The organism is Variovorax sp. PMC12 (assembly GCF_003019815.1).
In the GTDB taxonomy this organism is placed as follows: Bacteria; Pseudomonadota; Gammaproteobacteria; order Burkholderiales; family Burkholderiaceae_C; genus Variovorax.
The window spans coordinates 1,619,762-1,636,317 of record NZ_CP027773.1; the positions used below are offsets into that span (position 1 = coordinate 1,619,762).

Sequence of the window (16,556 nt, forward strand, 5' to 3'; positions counted from 1 at the left end):
CTCCTGATATCCATGGAACGTCTGCGCATCGACAAATGGCTCTGGGCCGCACGCTTCTTCAAGACGCGCTCGCTGGCCGCGGAGGAAATCGGCAAGAACCGCGTGCAGGTGAACGGCGACGTCGCCAAGGCCTCGCGCGAGGTGAAGGCCGGTGACACGGTCGCCATGCGGCTGGGCACGCTCACGCGAACGGTCACGGTGCGCGGCCTCAGCGGGCAGCGCGGGCCGGCGCCGGTGGCGCAGCAGCTCTACGAGGAAACGCCCGAGAGCATCGCCGCCCAGGCCGCCTTCCGAGAACTGCGCCGCATGGGCAGCGAGCCGGCCCTGGCCATCGAACAGGGCCGGCCCACCAAGCGCGACCGGCGCGAACTCGACGGCGCGGTGCGGCACGCCGAATGGGACAGCCGCTGGAGCGCATCGATCGACGCGGACGACACGGAACGCTGATCGCTTACGCTGTGGGCTTTCTTTCTTCGAGGAGTCCCGTTGCATGGCCAGCTTCAAGAAATACCGCGTCGGCGACAAGTTCAAGCTATCGCACATCGACCCCGACGACACGCCCTTCTGCGAAGGTGACGAAGCCTCGCAGCGCGCGGAAGTCGACGCGCTCGCCGTCGAGCTCGACGAACTGCAGGACCTGCTGCACGCCGAGGGCCGGCGCAAGCTGCTGGTGGTGCTGCAGGGCATGGACACCAGCGGCAAGGACGGCACGGTGCGCTGGGTGTTCTCGCGGACCTCGCCGCTGGGCGTGCGCGTGACGGCCTTCAAGGCGCCCAACGACGAGGAGCGCGCGCACGACTACCTCTGGCGCTGCCATGCAGCAGTGCCGCGCACCGGCGAGATCATGGTGTGGAACCGCAGCCACTACGAAGACGTGCTCGTTCCGGTGGTCGAAGGCTGGATCGACAAGGCGGAAGCCAAGCGCCGCTACGCGCAGATCAACGACTTCGAGCGGCTGCTCACGGAGACCGGCACGGTCGTCATCAAGTGCATGCTGCACATCGACAAGGACGAGCAGCGCGAGCGCCTGCAGGCGCGCATCGACACGCCCGGCAAGCAATGGAAGTTCAGCATGGACGACCTGCGGGTGCGCACCAAGTGGAACGCCTACCAGCAGGCCTACCAGAGCGCCCTGGGCGCCACCTCGACCGAGCATGCCCCCTGGCACGTGATACCCGCCAACAGCAAGCGCCACCGCAACGTGATGGTCGCCCAACTGCTGGTGAAGACGATGCGGCAGATGAAGCTCAAGCCGCCGCCGCCGGACCCGGCGCTCAAGGGCATGATCATCAAATAAGGCGTGCGGCCCTTCCTTGGTGTCCCGCTTGTAAAGTGCGACTTCGCCTACGGAGCCGCGCCGAGCGGCCCACTAAGCTGGGCCGCGTACCAATTCAGGTGCAACCCAAAGAAGGACTCCAACATGAAAAAAATACTCTTCGCACTTGCAGCCTGCATGCTTGCCTCCACCGCCGCCATGGCCCAGCCCATGCCGCCGCGCCACGGGCCTGGCTATGACCGGCCGCATCACCGTCCGCACAAGGTCTGGGTGCCTGCGCACCGCGAGCATGGCCGCTTCGTGCGCGGCCACTACGTCTGGCGCTGAGCGCCGCTGACCCGATGGCTCAGGAGCGGCGAATGAGCGCCTGGGCCAGCACGCGGCACTTGCCGAACTCGCATCGCACCGCCCAGGTGGCACCGTTGTCGCACGGCACGTTGTAGGTTTCATAGCCCGGGCCCTTGGCAGTGAGTTCGGCGCGCGGCTGCAGGTTGCAGCGCCCGGCCTTGGCCAGCTTCTCGACGTTGTAGGTGTCGACACCGGTACGGCGCGGCTTGTAGACGATGGCCGGGTCGAAGGTGTTGCCGTAGAAAGAGTCGCGTACGTTGGGATCGAGATTGCGATAGCCGCGCTTGGCCATGCAGTGCACGATCGCGATCTGCTGGTGCTCGGCGATCAGCGTGGCCGAGGGCTGCCCCGCGTAGTCGACGGCCGAGGTGCCGATGCCGGCCACCGCGAAGCCTGTCGCCATGCCCTGGCTGTACCAGGTGACCAGCCCCACACCCACGGCGGCCCACATCAGATCGGTGTTGGCGTCGCTGCGCGCGATGATGCGCGTGGCTGCCTCGCGACAGGCGCTGACGTCGCTCGCGTAGCGCGCCTTGTCCACGCCTTCCATGGCGACCATCGGCACATAAGAGAGACCGGTCCCCGTTCCGGGTTCGGTCGGCGTCATCGGCTGGCTGGCACAACCAGCCAGTGCGACAGCGGCGGCCGCAATGCTCAGCAGGAACTTCATGGGAATCCCTCGTCTTCTAACGATTGTTCGCAGGATTTAACCATACATATAGTTACTCCTGAATCGCCTTGTCGCGAATGAACGACGCCCGGCATTTGCGACGATGCAGCGATTCCTCCAGCCGGCAGACCCATGAAGTTCGAGACATTCGCCAAGTACCTTTTCGCGCTCATCGGCGTCGCCCTGCTCGGGCTGTGCGGCTACCTGGCCTTCGGCAAGCTGAGCTTCATTGCCTCCGCCGACCGCGTCCAGGGCCAGGTGGTGGAACTCCAGCACGTGCGCAGCAGCAACAAGAACAATACCGACGGCACCTGGCGGCCGCTGGTGCGTTTCAGGGCACCGTCGGGCGCGCTGATCGACTTCACCACCTCGAGCAGTAGCGGAACGCCGCGCTACGAGGCCGGCGAGAGCGTGCAGGTCTATGCCCAGCCCTCGAACCCGGCCAACGTGATGCTCGACGACGCATTCGAACTGTGGGGCGGACCGGCCATGGCAGGCATCATCGGGGGAGTCTTTCTGCTGTTCGCGGAAATCCTGCGGCGCATCCAGCGCGACCAGGAACCGGGAACCTGATCTGTCCATTCCGCCGAGCTTTTCCATCCATGCATCTCCTTCCCGCCTGGCTCATGCTTGCGGCGATCACCGCCACGGCCCAGACGCCGCCCGCCGACCTGGCCCGCAAGAACGGCTGCCTGTCGTGCCACGGGCTGGTCCACAAGCAGGTGGGCCCGGGTTTCGCACAGATTGCCGAGCGCTACCGCAACGATGCCGACGCACCCGCCCGGCTGGCCGGCAAGATCCGCGATGGCAGCGTCGGCACCTGGGGCCGCGTCATCATGCCGCGGCAGGCCCACGTGACGGAAAACGATGCACGGGCGCTGGCCCAATGGGTGCTGTCCCAGCCTGCGCCTCGCTGAAACCGCCGGGCCTTTCTCAAGATTGGTAACAAAGAGCGAGAATGGGTTACATACGCGGCGCGTCGGATTTGGACGCCCCACCTGAACGCCCTGCCTTGAACTCCCGTCCCGCGCCTTTCTTCGCCAACGTGGTACTCGTGCTGTCGATGACGCTGCTGGCCGTCATCGGCGCCTTCTTCGGCGGGATGTCCGGCCTGCAGCAGTCCAGGGCCGCGCTTCACCTGGAGCGCGCCGACTGGCAGGTCGAGGACACCTCGGGCTTCAGCACGCCGCCCCCGCGGCAGCAGGCAAGCGACCTGCCGGATGCCTGGAACCCGATCCGGCTGCCGCTGGCCCTGCCCATCGCGCTGCTGCGCCAGGCCGATGGCGACGCCACCGTCGGCACGCCCAGCGCGGCCCGCCCGACGCGCATCACCTGGCTGCGAGTCTCCACGCGCCACCTGCCTTCCTCCAACGGCCCCCTGGCGCTGTACGGCGCCCGCATCAAGACCGACGGCACCATTGCCGTCTACGCCGACGGCCGCCTGGTGCACCGCGCCCAACAACTGGGCCCGCTGTGGAACAGCACGCGCACGCCGCTGTGGGTCGAGCTGGACCGCGGCCCCGCCAGTACGCCGCCGCAGGAGATCCTCATCCGCCTGGAGCACTCGCGCAACACGCAGGTGGCGGTGTCCTCGCTGTGGCTCGGCCCCGTCGAAACGCTGCGGGGCCGCCACGGCCTGCGCCAGTGGCTGCAGCAGGAGCTGCCGGCGATGCTCAGCGCCTCCTTCCTGGCCGTGGGCGTCTTCGCGCTCTTCGTCTGGTTCAGGCGCCCCGGCGAAACCGGCTACCTGCTGTTCTTTAACCTGTCGGCCACCTCCTTCATGCGCGGCCTGCATTTCTACGTGGGCCAGCCGATCGCCAACGACTGGTTCGCGTGGCTGACCGTCAATTCGCTGTTCTGGCTGGTGCTGGTGGTGCATTTCTTCCTGCGGCAGCTGCACCAGCGCCCGCTCAGGTGGCTGACCTGGGCCGTGGTGCTGGCCACCACCGCGGTCGGCGTGCTGACCATGCCGGGGCTGAACCTGGTGCAGAACACCCCGCGCGTGACGCCGCTGATCTATGCCGTGGCGGCCCTCATGGGCGCGGCCGTGTGCCTGGTCGGCGGCGTCAGCGCGTGGCGCCGCTCCACCGAGGGCCGGCTGGTGGCTGCAGGCATCGGCATCTGCGTGCTGCTGGGCATCACCGACTGGCTGCTGCAGAACAATTTCATCAGCCCCGAGGGCTGGTACCTGGGCGCCTACACCAACGCCGTGACCTTCAGCGTGTTCGGCGTGCTGATGTACCGGCGCTACGTGTATGCCATCGGCGCCGTGGAGCAACTGAACGACAGCCTTGCCGAGCGGCTGCGCAAGCGCGAGGCCGACCTGGAGCTGAGCCACCAGCGGCTGCGAGACGTCGAGCGCCTGCGCACCATCAGCGACGAGCGCCAGCGCCTGATGCAGGACATGCACGACGGCCTGGGCTCCTCGTTGATCAGCGCGATCCGCTCGGTCGAGGGTGGCGGCATGAGCGACGAAAAGATCTCGCAGATCCTCAAGAGCTGCCTCGACGACCTGAAGCTCACGCTCGATTCGCTGGAGCCGGTGGAAGCCGACCTGCTGCTGCTGCTCGCCACCCTGCGCTACCGCCTGGAGCCGCGGCTCGAAGGCACCGGCGTGTCGCTGCGCTGGGAAGTGCAGGAGCTGCCCGCCCTTGAATGGCTCGACCCGTCGAGCGCGCTGCACATACTGCGCATCGTGCAGGAGAGCATCTCGAACATCCTTCGCCACACCCGCGCGACCGAAATCCGTGTCGAGACCGCGCTGGACGGTGCCGGCGTTCGCGTGACGATCGAAGACAACGGGCAGGGTTTCGACGTCGACAAGGTGCTGTCCTCGCCTTCCGGCCGGGGTCTGCAGAACCAGCGGCGGCGGGCGCGGTCGATCCAGGGCACCATCAGCTGGGAATCGCGCCCGACGGGCACGCGCTTCATGCTGTGGCTGCCGCTGGCGCGCGAGGCCGTTGCGGCCTGAGGAACTGCAGCGGCCTGCGACGGCCGGGAGCTGATGTCGTCGCCGAAGACCGCGTAAGCCGGCCTTGGCAGGCCCGTCAGAGCCCGAGCAGACTGCGCCCCTCTTCGGCCAGCAGGTCGTGCGTTTCCGGGTGCGACCGCATGTACGCGGCGAACACCGGGCACTGCGCAATCACGCGCAGCCCGCGTTCGCGCGCCGATGCCAACCCTGCCAGCACCAGTTGCTTCGCGATGCCCTGGCCCTGCAGCGCTTCAGGCACCAGCGTGTGGATGAAGGTAATGACGTCGCCCTCGAGCGAGTAGATGGCCACCGCGCGCTCCCCCTGCGATTCGTATTCGAATCGATGCTTCGCGGGGTTGTCGTGAACCGTGCTGGAAAGGGTCATGGGAAATCTCGATGCGGGGCGGAGGGCGCCGGCTCAGCCCTTGACGAACGCCAGCAGGTCGGCGTTCACCTGGTCGGCGTGCGTGTTGCAGGTGGCGTGCGGCGCGCCGGCATAGACCTTGAGCTGGCTGTCCTTGATCATCTCGGCCGCGAGCTTGCCCGTGGCCTCGAAGGGCACGACCTGGTCGTCGTCGCCGTGGATCACCAGCGTGGGCACGTCGATCTTCGCCATGTCGGGGCGGAAGTCGGTTTCCGAGAACGCGGTCACGCAGTCGATGGTGGCCTTGAGCGAGGCTTGCAGCGCGATCTGCAGCGTCTGCTTGAACACGCCCTGCGACACCTTGGCGCCGGGGCGGTTGGTGCCGTAGAAGACCGTGCTGAAGTCGTCGAGGAACTGCGGGCGATCGGCCGCCAGACCGGCGCGGATGCCAGCGAAAAGCGAGGCGTCGGGGCCCACGGGGTGGTCGGCCGTCTTCATGAACAGCGGCGTCACGGCGCTGATGAGCGCCAGCTTGGCGATGCGCGACGAGCCCTTGCGTGCGATGTAGCGCGTGACGTCGCCGCCGCCCATGGAGAAGCCCGCGAGGATCACGTCCTTCAGGTCCAGCTTCTCGATCAGCTCGGCGATGTCGTCGGCGAAGGTGTCGTAGTCGTAGCCCGTCCACGGCTGGCTCGAACGGCCGAAGCCGCGGCGGTCGAACGCGATGGCGCGGTAGCCGCGTTCCGCGAAGAACAGCATCTGGGCGTCCCACATGTCGGCGCTGAGAGGCCAGCCATGGCTGAAGAGAATGGGCTGGCCCGAGCCCCAGTCCTTGTAGTAGAGCTCGGTGCCGTCGCGCAGGGTGAGTGTGGTCATGGTTGTGTCCTTTGGGTCGAGGTGGCGTGAAGGGAAGAAAGAAAAGAACCGATGCCGACAACCGCACAGCCCGTGAATTCGGTTGAACTCATGATGGGTGAGGGATGAAGTTTCTTCGGCATGGAATGAATCTTCGGGCTTCGCGCCTGCGCCGTCGGCGAAACCTTTTGCCGTCTGCCATCGAATTTTTTGAATGTTCGGCCGAGGACTCGCGGACGCAAAAACAAAAAAGCCCAGCAGCTTGAAAGCTACTGGGCTTGATTGGCGGAACCGGAGGGATTCGAACCCTCGATGAGGCTCTACACCCCATACTCCCTTAGCAGGGGAGCACCTTCGGCCACTCGGTCACAGTTCCTGAAAGAAGCCACGATTATGCCATTACTTAGGCGCTCGGTTGATCCAGATCGAACGCTTTATGCAGTGCGCGCACCGCAAGTTCCATGTATTTTTCGTCGATCACGACCGAGGTCTTGATTTCGCTGGTCGAGATCATCTGGATGTTGATGCCCTCTTCGCTCAGCACGCGGAACATCTTGCTGGCGACGCCCACGTGGCTGCGCATGCCGATGCCCACGATGCTGACCTTGCAGATCTTGGTGTCGCCGACGATCTCGGTCGCACCCAGCGAAGGCATGACCTTCGACTGCAGCAGGTCGACCGTCTTCGCGTATTCGTTGCGATGCACGGTGAAGCTGAAGTCGGTCTTGCCGTCCTTGCTCAGGTTCTGGATGATCACGTCGACTTCGATGTTGGCGTCTGCCACGGCACCGAGGATGTGATACGCGATGCCGGGCTTGTCGGGCACGCCGAGCACCGAGATCTTGGCTTCGTCGCGGTTGAATGCGATGCCGGATACGACGGCTTGTTCCATGTTTTCGTCTTCCTCGAAAGTGATCAGCGTGCCGGACTTGGCCTCTTCATTGATGTCGATGTCCCACGGCGTGAAGCTCGAAAGCACACGCAGCGGCACCTTGTACTTGCCGGCGAATTCCACCGAGCGGATTTGCAGGACCTTGGAGCCCAGGCTCGCCATTTCGAGCATTTCCTCGAAGCTCACGGTCGTCAGGCGGCGCGCGTCGGGCTCGACGCGCGGGTCGGTCGTGTAGACGCCGTCGACGTCGGTGTAGATCAGGCATTCGTTCGCCTTCATGGCCGCGGCAATGGCCACGGCAGAGGTGTCGCTGCCGCCACGGCCGAGCGTGGTGATGTTGCCGTCGTCGTCCACGCCCTGGAAGCCGGTGATGACCACCACCCTGCCCGCGTTCAGGTCGGCCATGACGCGCGCATCGTCGATGCTTTCGATGCGGGCCTTGGTGTAGGAGTTGTCGGTGCGCACCGAAACCTGCCAGCCGGCGTAGCTGACCGACTCGACGCCCTCTGCCTGCAGCGCGATGGCCAGCAGCGCCGACGACGCCTGCTCGCCGGTCGAGGCCAGCATGTCGAGCTCGCGGTTGTGCGCCACGCCGGGCTTGCTGGGCGCCAGCTCCTTGGCCAGGCCGAGCAGGCGGTTGGTCTCGCCGCTCATGGCACTCGGAACCACGATCATCTGGTGGCCTGCGCGCGCCCACTTGGCGACGCGCTTGGCGACATTCTTGATGCGCTCGGTCGAGCCCATCGACGTACCGCCGTATTTGTGAACGATCAATGCCATGGGTGAAATCAGAGAAAAGAAAAGGGCCGCTTGAAAGGCGGCGCCCTGCAAGCTGTCAGAGCAAAGTCTTCGGCGAGGGCGGGGCATTGTACCAATGCAGGAAATCGCCCTTCCGCTCGATGAATCCCGCGGCCACCTTGAGGTGGATCCGGTGGCCGCGCGTGGTGCAGGCGCGGACCTGGCTGAGCAGCTGGTCGAGCTGCGCCGCACTGGGGGCGCCGCCGTGGGCCTGCATCAGCCAGTGGCGCAGCACATTGGCCTGCCGGGCATGCGACAAAGTCTGCAGCGTCGCGATGCGCGGCGGGTTGCCCACCGTCTCCATGTCTTGCGCTGCGAGCTCGTCCAGCAGTTCCTGGGCCTGGGCGGCATGGCCGATGCTGCGGGCGAAGGTGGCGCGAAACTGCGGAAAAGCCTGCGCCAGCGCCGGGAGCACCACGGCGCGAATCCGGTTGCGGGTGTAGCGCGCGTCGCCGTTGGTCGGGTCTTCGATCCACGGCAGGCCGCGCCCGGCCAGCCATTCACGGATGTCAGCACCTGCCACGGCCAGCAGAGGGCGATGGATTTCCAGCCCGCCCCGCTGCGCGCGCGCCGGCATCGCGGCCAGCCCCGGAAGACCCGCACCGCGCGAAAGCGCCAGCAGCAGGGTTTCGATCTGGTCATCGGCATGGTGGCCCAGCGCTATCGATTGGATAGCCGGCGAGCTCCCGTCCATGCGCACCATCTCGGCAAACGCGCTGTAGCGGGCACGGCGGGCGGCATCCTCCGGGCTGTCTCCGCGCGCATGCCGCGCATCGACGCGATGCACGCGCAGCGGCACGGCCAGACGCTCGCAGACGTTCCGGCAATGCCGTTCGAAGTCGTCGGCCGCGGCCTGCAGCCCGTGATGCACGTGGAAGGCAACAACCTCGCCCGGCCGGCGCGTCGCGCAGGCGGCCAGCAGGGCCGTGGAGTCGGCACCGCCGCTGAAACCCACCGCCAGCGGCCAATGCGCCGGCTCGAACGCGGCCATGGCGCGTTCGAAAGCGGAGTCCATGGCGGAGGCTGCGTTACCTGCCGTTGTCGGCCTTGGTGTCGTTGAAACGGCCGTAGCTCTGCAGGCGCTCGTAGCGGCGCTCCAGCAGTTCCTTCGGCTTCAGGTCGCTGACCTGGCGGAAGGCGTCGTTGAGCGCGCGCTTGAGGAACGCGGCCATCTGGCGATGGTCGCGGTGCGCACCGCCGACGGGCTCGTTCACGATCTTGTCGACCAGCCCCAGCGCCTTGAGGCGGTGCGCGGTGATGCCCAGTGCATCGGCCGCTTCCTGCGCCTTGTCGCTGGTCTTCCACAGGATGGAAGCGCACCCCTCGGGGCTGATCACCGAGTAGATGGAATACTGCAGCATCACCAGCTGGTCGCCGACCGAAATGGCCAGCGCGCCGCCGGAGCCGCCCTCGCCGATGATGGTGACGATGATCGGCACCTCGAGCTGCGCCATCTCGAAGATGTTGCGGCCGATGGCTTCCGACTGCCCGCGCTCCTCCGCGTCAATGCCGGGGTAGGCGCCGGGCGTGTCCACGAAGGTGAACACGGGCAGCTTGAACTTCTCTGCCGTCTTCATGAGGCGCAGGGCCTTCCGGTAGCCCTCGGGCTTGCTCATGCCGAAGTTGCGCGCGGTGCGCTCCTTGGTGTCTCGGCCCTTCTGGTGGCCGAGCACCATGCACGGCACGCCGTTGAAGCGCGCCAGGCCGCCCACGATCGACAGGTCGTCCGCAAAGTGCCGGTCGCCATGGAGCTCCACGAAATCGGTGAAGATTTCGTTGACGTAGTCGAGCGTATAGGGGCGCTCCGGATGCCGGGCGATCTTGGTGATCTGCCAGGGCGTCAGGTCGCTGTAGATGTCCTTGGTGAGCTGCTGGCTTTTCTTGCCGAGCTGATCGATTTCTTCAGAAATGTCGACCGCCGATTCGGTCTGCACATAGCGCAATTCTTCGATCTTTGTTTCGAGTTCAGCAATGGGCTGCTCGAAGTCGAGGAAGGTTCGTTTCGCCAACGTCTTCTCCTGTGTTCAATATGCGACTGGAACCGGGTCCAGTGATCGCCAAATATACCAAGTCGCCACGCTGCAATACGGGGCCCAGGCCACGGCCACGTCGCGGGCATCGCTGCGGCTGACCGGATCGCCCGAAAAATAATTGACGCTGATGCCGTTGAGCAGCCCCAGGTCGTCCACAGGCAGCACGTTCGGGCGCATCAGGTGGAAGATGAGGAACATCTCGGCGGTCCAGCGGCCGATGCCTCGGATGGCCACGAGCTCCTCGATGATGAGCTCGTCCGACATGTCTTTCCACGAATCGACGTGCACCAGGCCCGAATCGAAGTGCAGGGCCAGGTCGACCAAGTACTCGATCTTGCGTGCCGAGAGGCCCGCACCGCGCATGTCGTCGACCTTGAGCTTGAGCACGTTGGCCGGCGTCAGCTTGCGGGGCAGCGCCGCGAACTTGTCCCAGACCGTCTGCGCCGCCTTCACCGAAATCTGCTGGCCGACCACGCTGCGCGCCAGCGTGGTGAACGCGTCGCCGCGCGACTCCAGGCAGGCGTCGCCGAACTTCGGGATCAACCGCTTCATGACGCGGTCTTTCTTGGAAAGGTGCTTGCACGCCTCCTCCCAATAGTCCGGCGTATAGATCTGTACGCTGGACTTCTTGGTGGCGGGCATGGGGTTCGTCGTACCGTTCACTGCGCGGCCGCCCAGGTGGTTCCCGTGGGCGAGTCCTTGAGCACGATGCCCTGCTCGAGGAGTTCCTGGCGAATGCGATCGGCTTCGGCGAAATTCTTCGCCGCCTTGGCAGCGGCACGCTCGGCGATGCGGGCCTGTATGGCCGCGTCGTCCAGCGTGCTGCCGGCCTGCAGGAACGCCCGCGGATCGCCCTGCAGCAAGCCCAGCGAACCGGCCAGCGCCTTCAGCAGGCCCGCGGTCTCGGCGGACTTGGTGCGGTTGACTTCGCCGGCCAGCTCGAACAGCACGGCAATGGCTTCGGGCGTGCCGAAGTCCTCGTCCATGGCCGCCTTGAAGCGCGCGGCATAGGGCTGGGTCCAGTCGATGGCGACTTCGGCCGGTGCGACGAGATCGAGCGCGGTGTACAGGCGCTTGAGCGAATTGCGGGCGTCGTCCAGGTGCGCGTCGCTGTAGTTGAGCGCGCTGCGGTAATGCGTGCGCACCAGGAAGAAGCGCAGGCTCTCGGCGTCGTACTTCTGCAGCACTTCGCGGATGGTGAAGAAGTTCCCCAGGCTCTTGGACATCTTCTCGTTGTCCACGCGCACGAAGCCGTTGTGCACCCAGAAGCGCGACAGCGGCTTGCCGTTGGCGCCTTCGCTCTGGGCAATCTCGTTCTCGTGATGCGGAAACTGCAGGTCGGCGCCGCCGCCGTGGATGTCGAAGGTCTCGCCCAAGGTCGCGCAGCTCATGGCCGAGCACTCGATGTGCCAGCCCGGCCGGCCGGTGCCATAGGCGCTTTCCCATTTGGCGTCTGCGGGCTCAGTCGGCTTGGCGGCCTTCCAGAGCACGAAGTCGAGCGGGTCCTGCTTGCCGTCGAGCACGGCCACGCGCTCGCCCGCATGCAGTTCGTCGAGCGACTTGCCCGACAGCTTGCCGTAGCCCGGGAACTTGCGCACCGCGTAGTTCACGTCGCCGTTCTCGGAGCGATAGGCCAGGCCCTTCTGCTCCAGCTTCTGGATGATGCCGAGCATCTGCGGCACGTACTCGGTGGCGCGCGGCTCGATGGTGGGCGGCTCGATGCCGAGCGCGCCGATGTCCTCGTGCATGGCCGCGATCACTTCGTCGGTCAGCTGGCGGATGGTGATGCCGCGCTGCACGGAGCGGGCGATGATCTTGTCGTCGATGTCGGTGATGTTGCGCACGTAGGTCACGGCATAGTCGCTGGCGCGCAGCCAGCGCTGCACCACGTCGAACGCCATCATCATGCGGGCGTGGCCGATGTGGCAGAAATCGTAGACCGTCATGCCGCAAACGTACATGCGCACCTGTCCGGGTTGCAGGGGGGAGAATTCCTCCAATTCACGCGACAGCGTGTTGTAGATGCGCAGACTCATGAGATTCGGAAAACGTCGCTTCGCGCACGTGCGGCACGGGCGAACGACGATGTTTTTCAGGGGTGACGGGGGCTGTGGTCGCGAGGGGTTGGACATGGCCCCTCGGCTACAATGCAACCTAGTATAAACGGCTGCTGCCGAGTATCTCCCGGGTGTTCCCCAAGCCCGCACTTCCCACTCCGAGGCTTCATGAAGCACGCCGCTTTCTCCAGACTCTCCCTTGCTTTCGTCCTGCTGTTCAGCCTGTGGGGCGCCGCGCACGCCAATGAGTATGACGACGTGAACACGCTGCTGCGCCAGGGCAAGCCGGCCGAAGCGCTCGCCAAGGCCGACACCTACATTGCCGGCAAGCCGCGCGACCCGCAGATGCGCTTCCTGCGCGGCGTGATCCTCACCGAGCAGAACAAGCAGGACGAGGCCATCGCGGCCTTCACCCAGCTCACACAGGACTTCCCCGAACTGTCCGAGCCCTACAACAACCTCGCCGCGCTCTATGCGTCGCAAAGCAAGTTCGACCAGGCGCGCTCGGCGCTCGAACAGGCCATCAAGCTCAACCCGAACTACGCCACCGCGCACGAGAACCTTGGCGACGTGTACGCCCGCCTCGCGGCCCAGGAATACGTTCGCGCCCAGCAGTTCGCCAGCACCAACCCGAGCGTCGCGCCCAAACTGGCGCTGATCCGCCAGATCTTCACGCCCAAGACCGAAGCCGAGGCCGCCGCGCTGCCTGCGGCGCCGGTGGTCATCCGCAAGCCGGTCGGCCGCACCAGCAAGTAAGCGAGCGAGGTCTCCCGCGCGACGGCGACCGATTCGTCGTGCGCCCCCCGCTCTCCCCCATCCGCACACGGAGCATCACTTGACGATCCACGCACTCTCCCGATTCAGCCGCCGCAGCGCCCTGGTGCTGGCCGCCGCACTCACGTTCGCCGCCGCGGGGCATGCTCAGACCGCCTCCCCGCGCGTCAAGCTCGCCACCTCGGCCGGCGACATCGTGGTCGAACTCGACGCCGCCAAGGCACCGAAGTCGGTGGAGAACTTCCTGCAGTACGTCAAGGACAAGCACTACGACGGCACGGTGTTCCACCGCGTCATCGACGGCTTCATGATCCAGGGCGGCGGCTTCACCGCCGACCTGAAGCAGAAGCCCACCCGTGCGCCCATTCCGCTGGAGGCCGGCAACGGCCTGAAGAACGACAAGTACACCATTGCCATGGCCCGCACCGGCAACCCCGATTCGGCCACCTCGCAGTTCTTCATCAACGTGAAGAACAACGACTCGCTCAACGCACCCAGCCCCGACGGCTACGGCTACACCGTGTTCGGCAAGGTCGTCTCTGGCACCGACGTGGTCGACAAGATCCGCGCCGTCCAGACCGGCAACAAGGGCGGCATGCAGAACGTGCCGGTCGAGCCCGTCACCATCAAGTCCGCCACCGTGGTGGCGAAGTAATCCGTTTTCCGAAGAAGGAGTCCCTCATGAGCAACCCACAAGTCGAACTGCATATCAAGAACTACGGCGTCATCACGCTCGAACTCGACGCCGCCAAGGCGCCCAAGTCGGTCGAGAACTTCGTCTCGTACGTCAAGAAGGGCCACTACGACAACACGGTGTTCCACCGCGTGATCCCCGGCTTCATGGTGCAAGGCGGCGGTTTCGAGCCCGGCATGAAGCAAAAGCCCACCGGCGCCGAGATCGAGAACGAAGCCAACAACGGCCTGAAGAACGACAACTACACCGTCGCCATGGCCCGCACCAGCGCGCCCCACTCGGCCACGGCCCAGTTCTTCATCAACGTGTCGGACAACGGCTTCCTGAACCACACCGCGCCTTCGGCCCAGGGCTGGGGCTATGCCGTGTTCGGCAAGGTCATTGCCGGCACCGAAGTGGTCGACAAGATCAAGGCCGTGAAGACGGGCCGCAAGGGCTTCCATGACGACGTGCCGCTCGAAGACGTCGTGATCGAGAAGGCCGTCGTCACTGCAGAGTGATCGCGAGCCCCCGGTGGCGGCAGCGATGACGGTGTTCAATGAACTGGTGGCGCCCGCCACCTGGCGCACTGTCGACCTGATCTCCGACCTGCACCTGCAGGCCGGCGAGCCCGCCACTTTCGAGGCTTGGCAGGGCTACCTGCAGACCACGCCGGCCGACGCGCTGATCATCCTCGGCGACCTGTTCGAAGTATGGGTCGGCGACGATGCCGCCGCCCAGCCCGGCTTCGAGGCGCAATGCGCCGAACTGCTGCGCCGCACGGCGCAGCGGCTGCCGGTGTACTTCATGCACGGCAACCGCGACTTCCTGATCGGCCCCGCACTCGCGGCACGGTGCGGCTTCACGCTGCTCGACGACCCCACGGTGCTGGTGCTGCATGGCCAGCGATGGCTGCTGAGCCACGGCGACGCCCTCTGCCTCGAAGACACCGACTACCTCAAGTTCCGCGCCCAGGTGCGCACGCCCGCGTGGCAGGCCGCGTTTCTCGCGCGCCCGCTCGAGGAGCGCCGTGCGCTCGCGCGTTCGATGCGGGTGCAGAGCGAAGACCGCAAGCGCGATCCCTCCGTCGTCTGGGCCGACGTCGACACCGCCGCCGCGCGCCAATGGCTGCGGCAGGCCCAGGCCCACACGCTGGTGCACGGCCACACGCACCGCCCCGCCGACCACGACCTGGGCGAAGGCATGCGCCGCATCGTGCTGAGCGACTGGGACGCAGCCGCGCATCCGCCGCGCGCGCAATTGCTCTGTCTTTCCCCCGCCGGCGCCCAGCGCGTCGACCTGCGCTAGCCGCGCCGCCGCCGCCGATGTTCAAGTGGCTGCGCCGGTTGCGCGCCCTGCCCCCGATTCCCGATGCCGCATGGCAGGCGGTGCTCATGCGCTACGCCTTCCTCGCCGATCGCCCCGCCGCCGACCTGCAAAGGCTGCGCGCCCTCACCGCCGAGTTCCTGCGCGACAAGGAATTCCACGGCGCCCGCAACTTCAGCATCACCAATGAGGTGGCGCTGGCCATCGCCGCGCAGGCCGTGCTGCCGGTGCTGCATCTCAAGGGCGGCCTGGCCTGGTACGACGACTTCGTCGGCATCGTGGTGCACCGCTCCGAGGTCGTGGCCCGCCGCAAGGTGGTCGACGACGCGCAGGTCGTGCACGAGTACAACGAAGTCGTGGCCGGCGAGGCCATGGACCGCGGCCCCGTCATGCTGAGCTGGGACGACGTGCTCGCGAGCAGCATCACCTCGGACCGCGGCTACAACGTCGTGATCCACGAGTTCGCCCACAAGATCGACATGCGCAACGGCGACGCCAACGGCTGCCCGCCGCTGCCCGCCGGCTTTGCCGGCAAGCGCAGTGCGCGCGAGGCCCGCGCGGCGTGGATGGCCGTGATGAAGCCCGCCTACGAAGACTTCCGCGAAAAAACCATCCTGGCCGAACGCTTCGGCGCCGAGCCACCCTGGCTCGACGCCTACGGGGCGACATCGATCAGCGAGTTCTTCGCGGTCGCCTGCGAGGCCTATTTCGTGAACCGCCCGAATTTCAGCCGGGACTTCCCCGAAGTGCTCGCGATCTTCGATGAATTCTTTCTGCCTAAAAGGCCCCAATCCCAAGCCTGATCTCGATTGCTTGCTATTTATTTGATAGCGCTCCAGCCTTTACCATTGACGGGTTATCAACTCGCAAAAAAGGTAAACAACATGAGGGATTGGCTCTATCAACTCACTGGCAAGGCATGGCTCGCGCTGGTGATCGGCATCGGGATTCTGGGGTGGGCGGGCTACGCGCAATTCAAGGCCAACGCTGACACGCACGGCACCGCGGTCGAAGACCTGGTGGCCAGGAGCGGCACCATCGTCAGCGGCAGCGAAATCACGGAAACCACCAAGCGCCGGCGCGGCGGCAGCACCACGCGCCATTACTTCGTGCTCGATGCCAAGCTGGCCGACGGCAGCACCGAGAAATGGCGCGTGGACTACGCGGTCGGCCGCAGCAAGCTCGAGCCGCTGATCGACGAAGCAGTCGACGTACGCGTCGATCCCTCGGACAACAACCTCGTCTACGAGGTCAAGCTCAAGGGCCAGCCCGTGGTGTCGCTGGCCGATGTGCAGAAGATCATGGAAAACAAGGACAAGGCAGCCGCATCCAGCGCCACCGACAAGGGCACGCTGATCGTCGGCGCCGTTGCCCTGCTGCTGGGCATTGGCGGACTGCTCCTCCGGCGCCGCATCGCCAGCGGCCATGCGGCCGAACAGGCGGCGGCGGTGCAGACGCCAGTGATCGGCGAGAAAGTCTGACCCTCCCCCTGTCTGGCTCGCAGCCCAATGAAAAAGAC

At 65.9% G+C, this 16,556-nt stretch carries 20 protein-coding genes and 1 tRNA gene; 12 read left to right on the forward strand and 9 right to left on the reverse strand.

What is annotated here, in order from left to right; genetic code table 11:
• Positions 1-12: 12 nt before the first annotated feature.
• From C4F17_RS07525 to C4F17_RS32705, 3 genes are all read left to right on the forward strand, one after another.
• Positions 13-447 (forward strand): RNA-binding S4 domain-containing protein, encoded by a 435-nt coding sequence (locus tag C4F17_RS07525; protein ID WP_081270913.1) that lies wholly within the window; start codon positions 13-15, stop codon positions 445-447.
• A gap of 43 nt (positions 448-490) precedes the next feature.
• Entirely contained in the window at positions 491-1,297 is an 807-nt protein-coding gene (locus C4F17_RS07530; RefSeq protein WP_081270914.1) for a polyphosphate kinase 2 family protein, read from the forward strand.
• Between the two features lie 123 nt (positions 1,298-1,420).
• Positions 1,421-1,603, forward strand: a complete 183-nt coding sequence (locus C4F17_RS32705; RefSeq protein ID WP_155742654.1) for a hypothetical protein — start codon at positions 1,421-1,423, stop codon at positions 1,601-1,603.
• A 19-nt stretch (positions 1,604-1,622) separates the two neighbouring features.
• Here the strand turns inward: C4F17_RS32705 and C4F17_RS07535 are convergent, their stop codons facing one another.
• Positions 1,623-2,294 carry a hypothetical protein gene (locus C4F17_RS07535; RefSeq protein ID WP_106934818.1) on the reverse strand — a complete coding sequence of 224 codons (672 nt, stop codon included), beginning with the start codon at positions 2,292-2,294 and terminating at the stop codon, positions 1,623-1,625.
• Positions 2,295-2,426: 132 nt separating this feature from the next.
• Here C4F17_RS07535 and C4F17_RS07540 point away from each other — a divergent pair, with 132 nt between their 5' ends.
• The 3 genes from C4F17_RS07540 (at position 2,427) to C4F17_RS07550 (ending at position 5,265) form a co-directional block, all read left to right on the forward strand.
• Positions 2,427-2,867, forward strand: a complete 441-nt coding sequence (locus C4F17_RS07540) for a DUF3592 domain-containing protein (RefSeq protein ID WP_106934819.1) — start codon at positions 2,427-2,429, stop codon at positions 2,865-2,867.
• A 29-nt stretch (positions 2,868-2,896) separates the two neighbouring features.
• Positions 2,897-3,211: a c-type cytochrome gene (locus C4F17_RS07545; RefSeq protein WP_081270917.1), complete on the forward strand. Its 315-nt coding sequence runs from the start codon at positions 2,897-2,899 to the stop codon at positions 3,209-3,211.
• A 146-nt stretch (positions 3,212-3,357) separates the two neighbouring features.
• A complete protein-coding gene (locus tag C4F17_RS07550; RefSeq protein WP_106937476.1) occupies positions 3,358-5,265 on the forward strand; it encodes a sensor histidine kinase in 1,908 nt (635 codons plus the stop codon).
• Positions 5,266-5,341: 76 nt separating this feature from the next.
• Here C4F17_RS07550 and C4F17_RS07555 read toward each other — a convergent pair whose 3' ends face one another.
• From C4F17_RS07555 to cysS, 8 genes are all read right to left on the reverse strand, one after another.
• The gene (locus C4F17_RS07555; RefSeq protein WP_106934820.1) at positions 5,342-5,650 is read right to left on the reverse strand and encodes a GNAT family N-acetyltransferase; all 309 of its coding nucleotides are present in this window, start codon (positions 5,648-5,650) and stop codon (positions 5,342-5,344) included.
• 33 nt (positions 5,651-5,683) lie between these two features.
• Positions 5,684-6,505, reverse strand: a complete 822-nt coding sequence (locus C4F17_RS07560; protein ID WP_106934821.1) for an alpha/beta fold hydrolase — start codon at positions 6,503-6,505, stop codon at positions 5,684-5,686.
• A 262-nt stretch (positions 6,506-6,767) separates the two neighbouring features.
• Positions 6,768-6,860 (reverse strand) — tRNA-Ser (locus C4F17_RS07565).
• A gap of 27 nt (positions 6,861-6,887) precedes the next feature.
• Entirely contained in the window at positions 6,888-8,156 is a 1,269-nt protein-coding gene (locus C4F17_RS07570; protein ID WP_081270920.1) for an aspartate kinase, read from the reverse strand.
• A 55-nt stretch (positions 8,157-8,211) separates the two neighbouring features.
• Positions 8,212-9,189: a tRNA lysidine(34) synthetase TilS gene (tilS, locus tag C4F17_RS07575; RefSeq protein WP_106934822.1), complete on the reverse strand. Its 978-nt coding sequence runs from the start codon at positions 9,187-9,189 to the stop codon at positions 8,212-8,214.
• 13 nt (positions 9,190-9,202) lie between these two features.
• A complete protein-coding gene (locus C4F17_RS07580) occupies positions 9,203-10,183 on the reverse strand; it encodes an acetyl-CoA carboxylase carboxyltransferase subunit alpha (protein ID WP_081270922.1) in 981 nt (326 codons plus the stop codon).
• A 15-nt stretch (positions 10,184-10,198) separates the two neighbouring features.
• Positions 10,199-10,849, reverse strand: a complete 651-nt coding sequence (locus C4F17_RS07585; RefSeq protein WP_106934823.1) for a DNA-3-methyladenine glycosylase family protein — start codon at positions 10,847-10,849, stop codon at positions 10,199-10,201.
• A 17-nt stretch (positions 10,850-10,866) separates the two neighbouring features.
• Positions 10,867-12,243: a cysteine--tRNA ligase gene (cysS, locus tag C4F17_RS07590; protein ID WP_081270924.1), complete on the reverse strand. Its 1,377-nt coding sequence runs from the start codon at positions 12,241-12,243 to the stop codon at positions 10,867-10,869.
• A 189-nt stretch (positions 12,244-12,432) separates the two neighbouring features.
• Here cysS and C4F17_RS07595 point away from each other — a divergent pair, with 189 nt between their 5' ends.
• The 6 genes from C4F17_RS07595 to C4F17_RS07620 all read left to right on the forward strand — a co-directional run bounded on the left by C4F17_RS07595 (position 12,433) and on the right by C4F17_RS07620 (position 16,518).
• The gene (locus C4F17_RS07595) at positions 12,433-13,020 is read left to right on the forward strand and encodes a tetratricopeptide repeat protein (protein WP_081270925.1); all 588 of its coding nucleotides are present in this window, start codon (positions 12,433-12,435) and stop codon (positions 13,018-13,020) included.
• A gap of 79 nt (positions 13,021-13,099) precedes the next feature.
• A complete protein-coding gene (locus C4F17_RS07600) occupies positions 13,100-13,693 on the forward strand; it encodes a peptidylprolyl isomerase (protein ID WP_106934824.1) in 594 nt (197 codons plus the stop codon).
• A 26-nt stretch (positions 13,694-13,719) separates the two neighbouring features.
• Positions 13,720-14,232, forward strand: a complete 513-nt coding sequence (locus C4F17_RS07605; RefSeq protein ID WP_081270927.1) for a peptidylprolyl isomerase — start codon at positions 13,720-13,722, stop codon at positions 14,230-14,232.
• A 25-nt stretch (positions 14,233-14,257) separates the two neighbouring features.
• On the forward strand, positions 14,258-15,019 hold the full coding sequence (locus tag C4F17_RS07610) for a UDP-2,3-diacylglucosamine diphosphatase (RefSeq protein ID WP_106934825.1): 762 nt from the start codon (positions 14,258-14,260) through the stop codon (positions 15,017-15,019).
• A gap of 17 nt (positions 15,020-15,036) precedes the next feature.
• Complete coding sequence (locus C4F17_RS07615) at positions 15,037-15,840, forward strand: zinc-dependent peptidase (protein WP_106934826.1); 804 nt, start codon at positions 15,037-15,039, stop codon at positions 15,838-15,840.
• Positions 15,841-15,921: 81 nt separating this feature from the next.
• On the forward strand, positions 15,922-16,518 hold the full coding sequence (locus C4F17_RS07620) for a hypothetical protein (protein WP_106934827.1): 597 nt from the start codon (positions 15,922-15,924) through the stop codon (positions 16,516-16,518).
• Positions 16,519-16,556 lie beyond the last annotated feature (38 nt).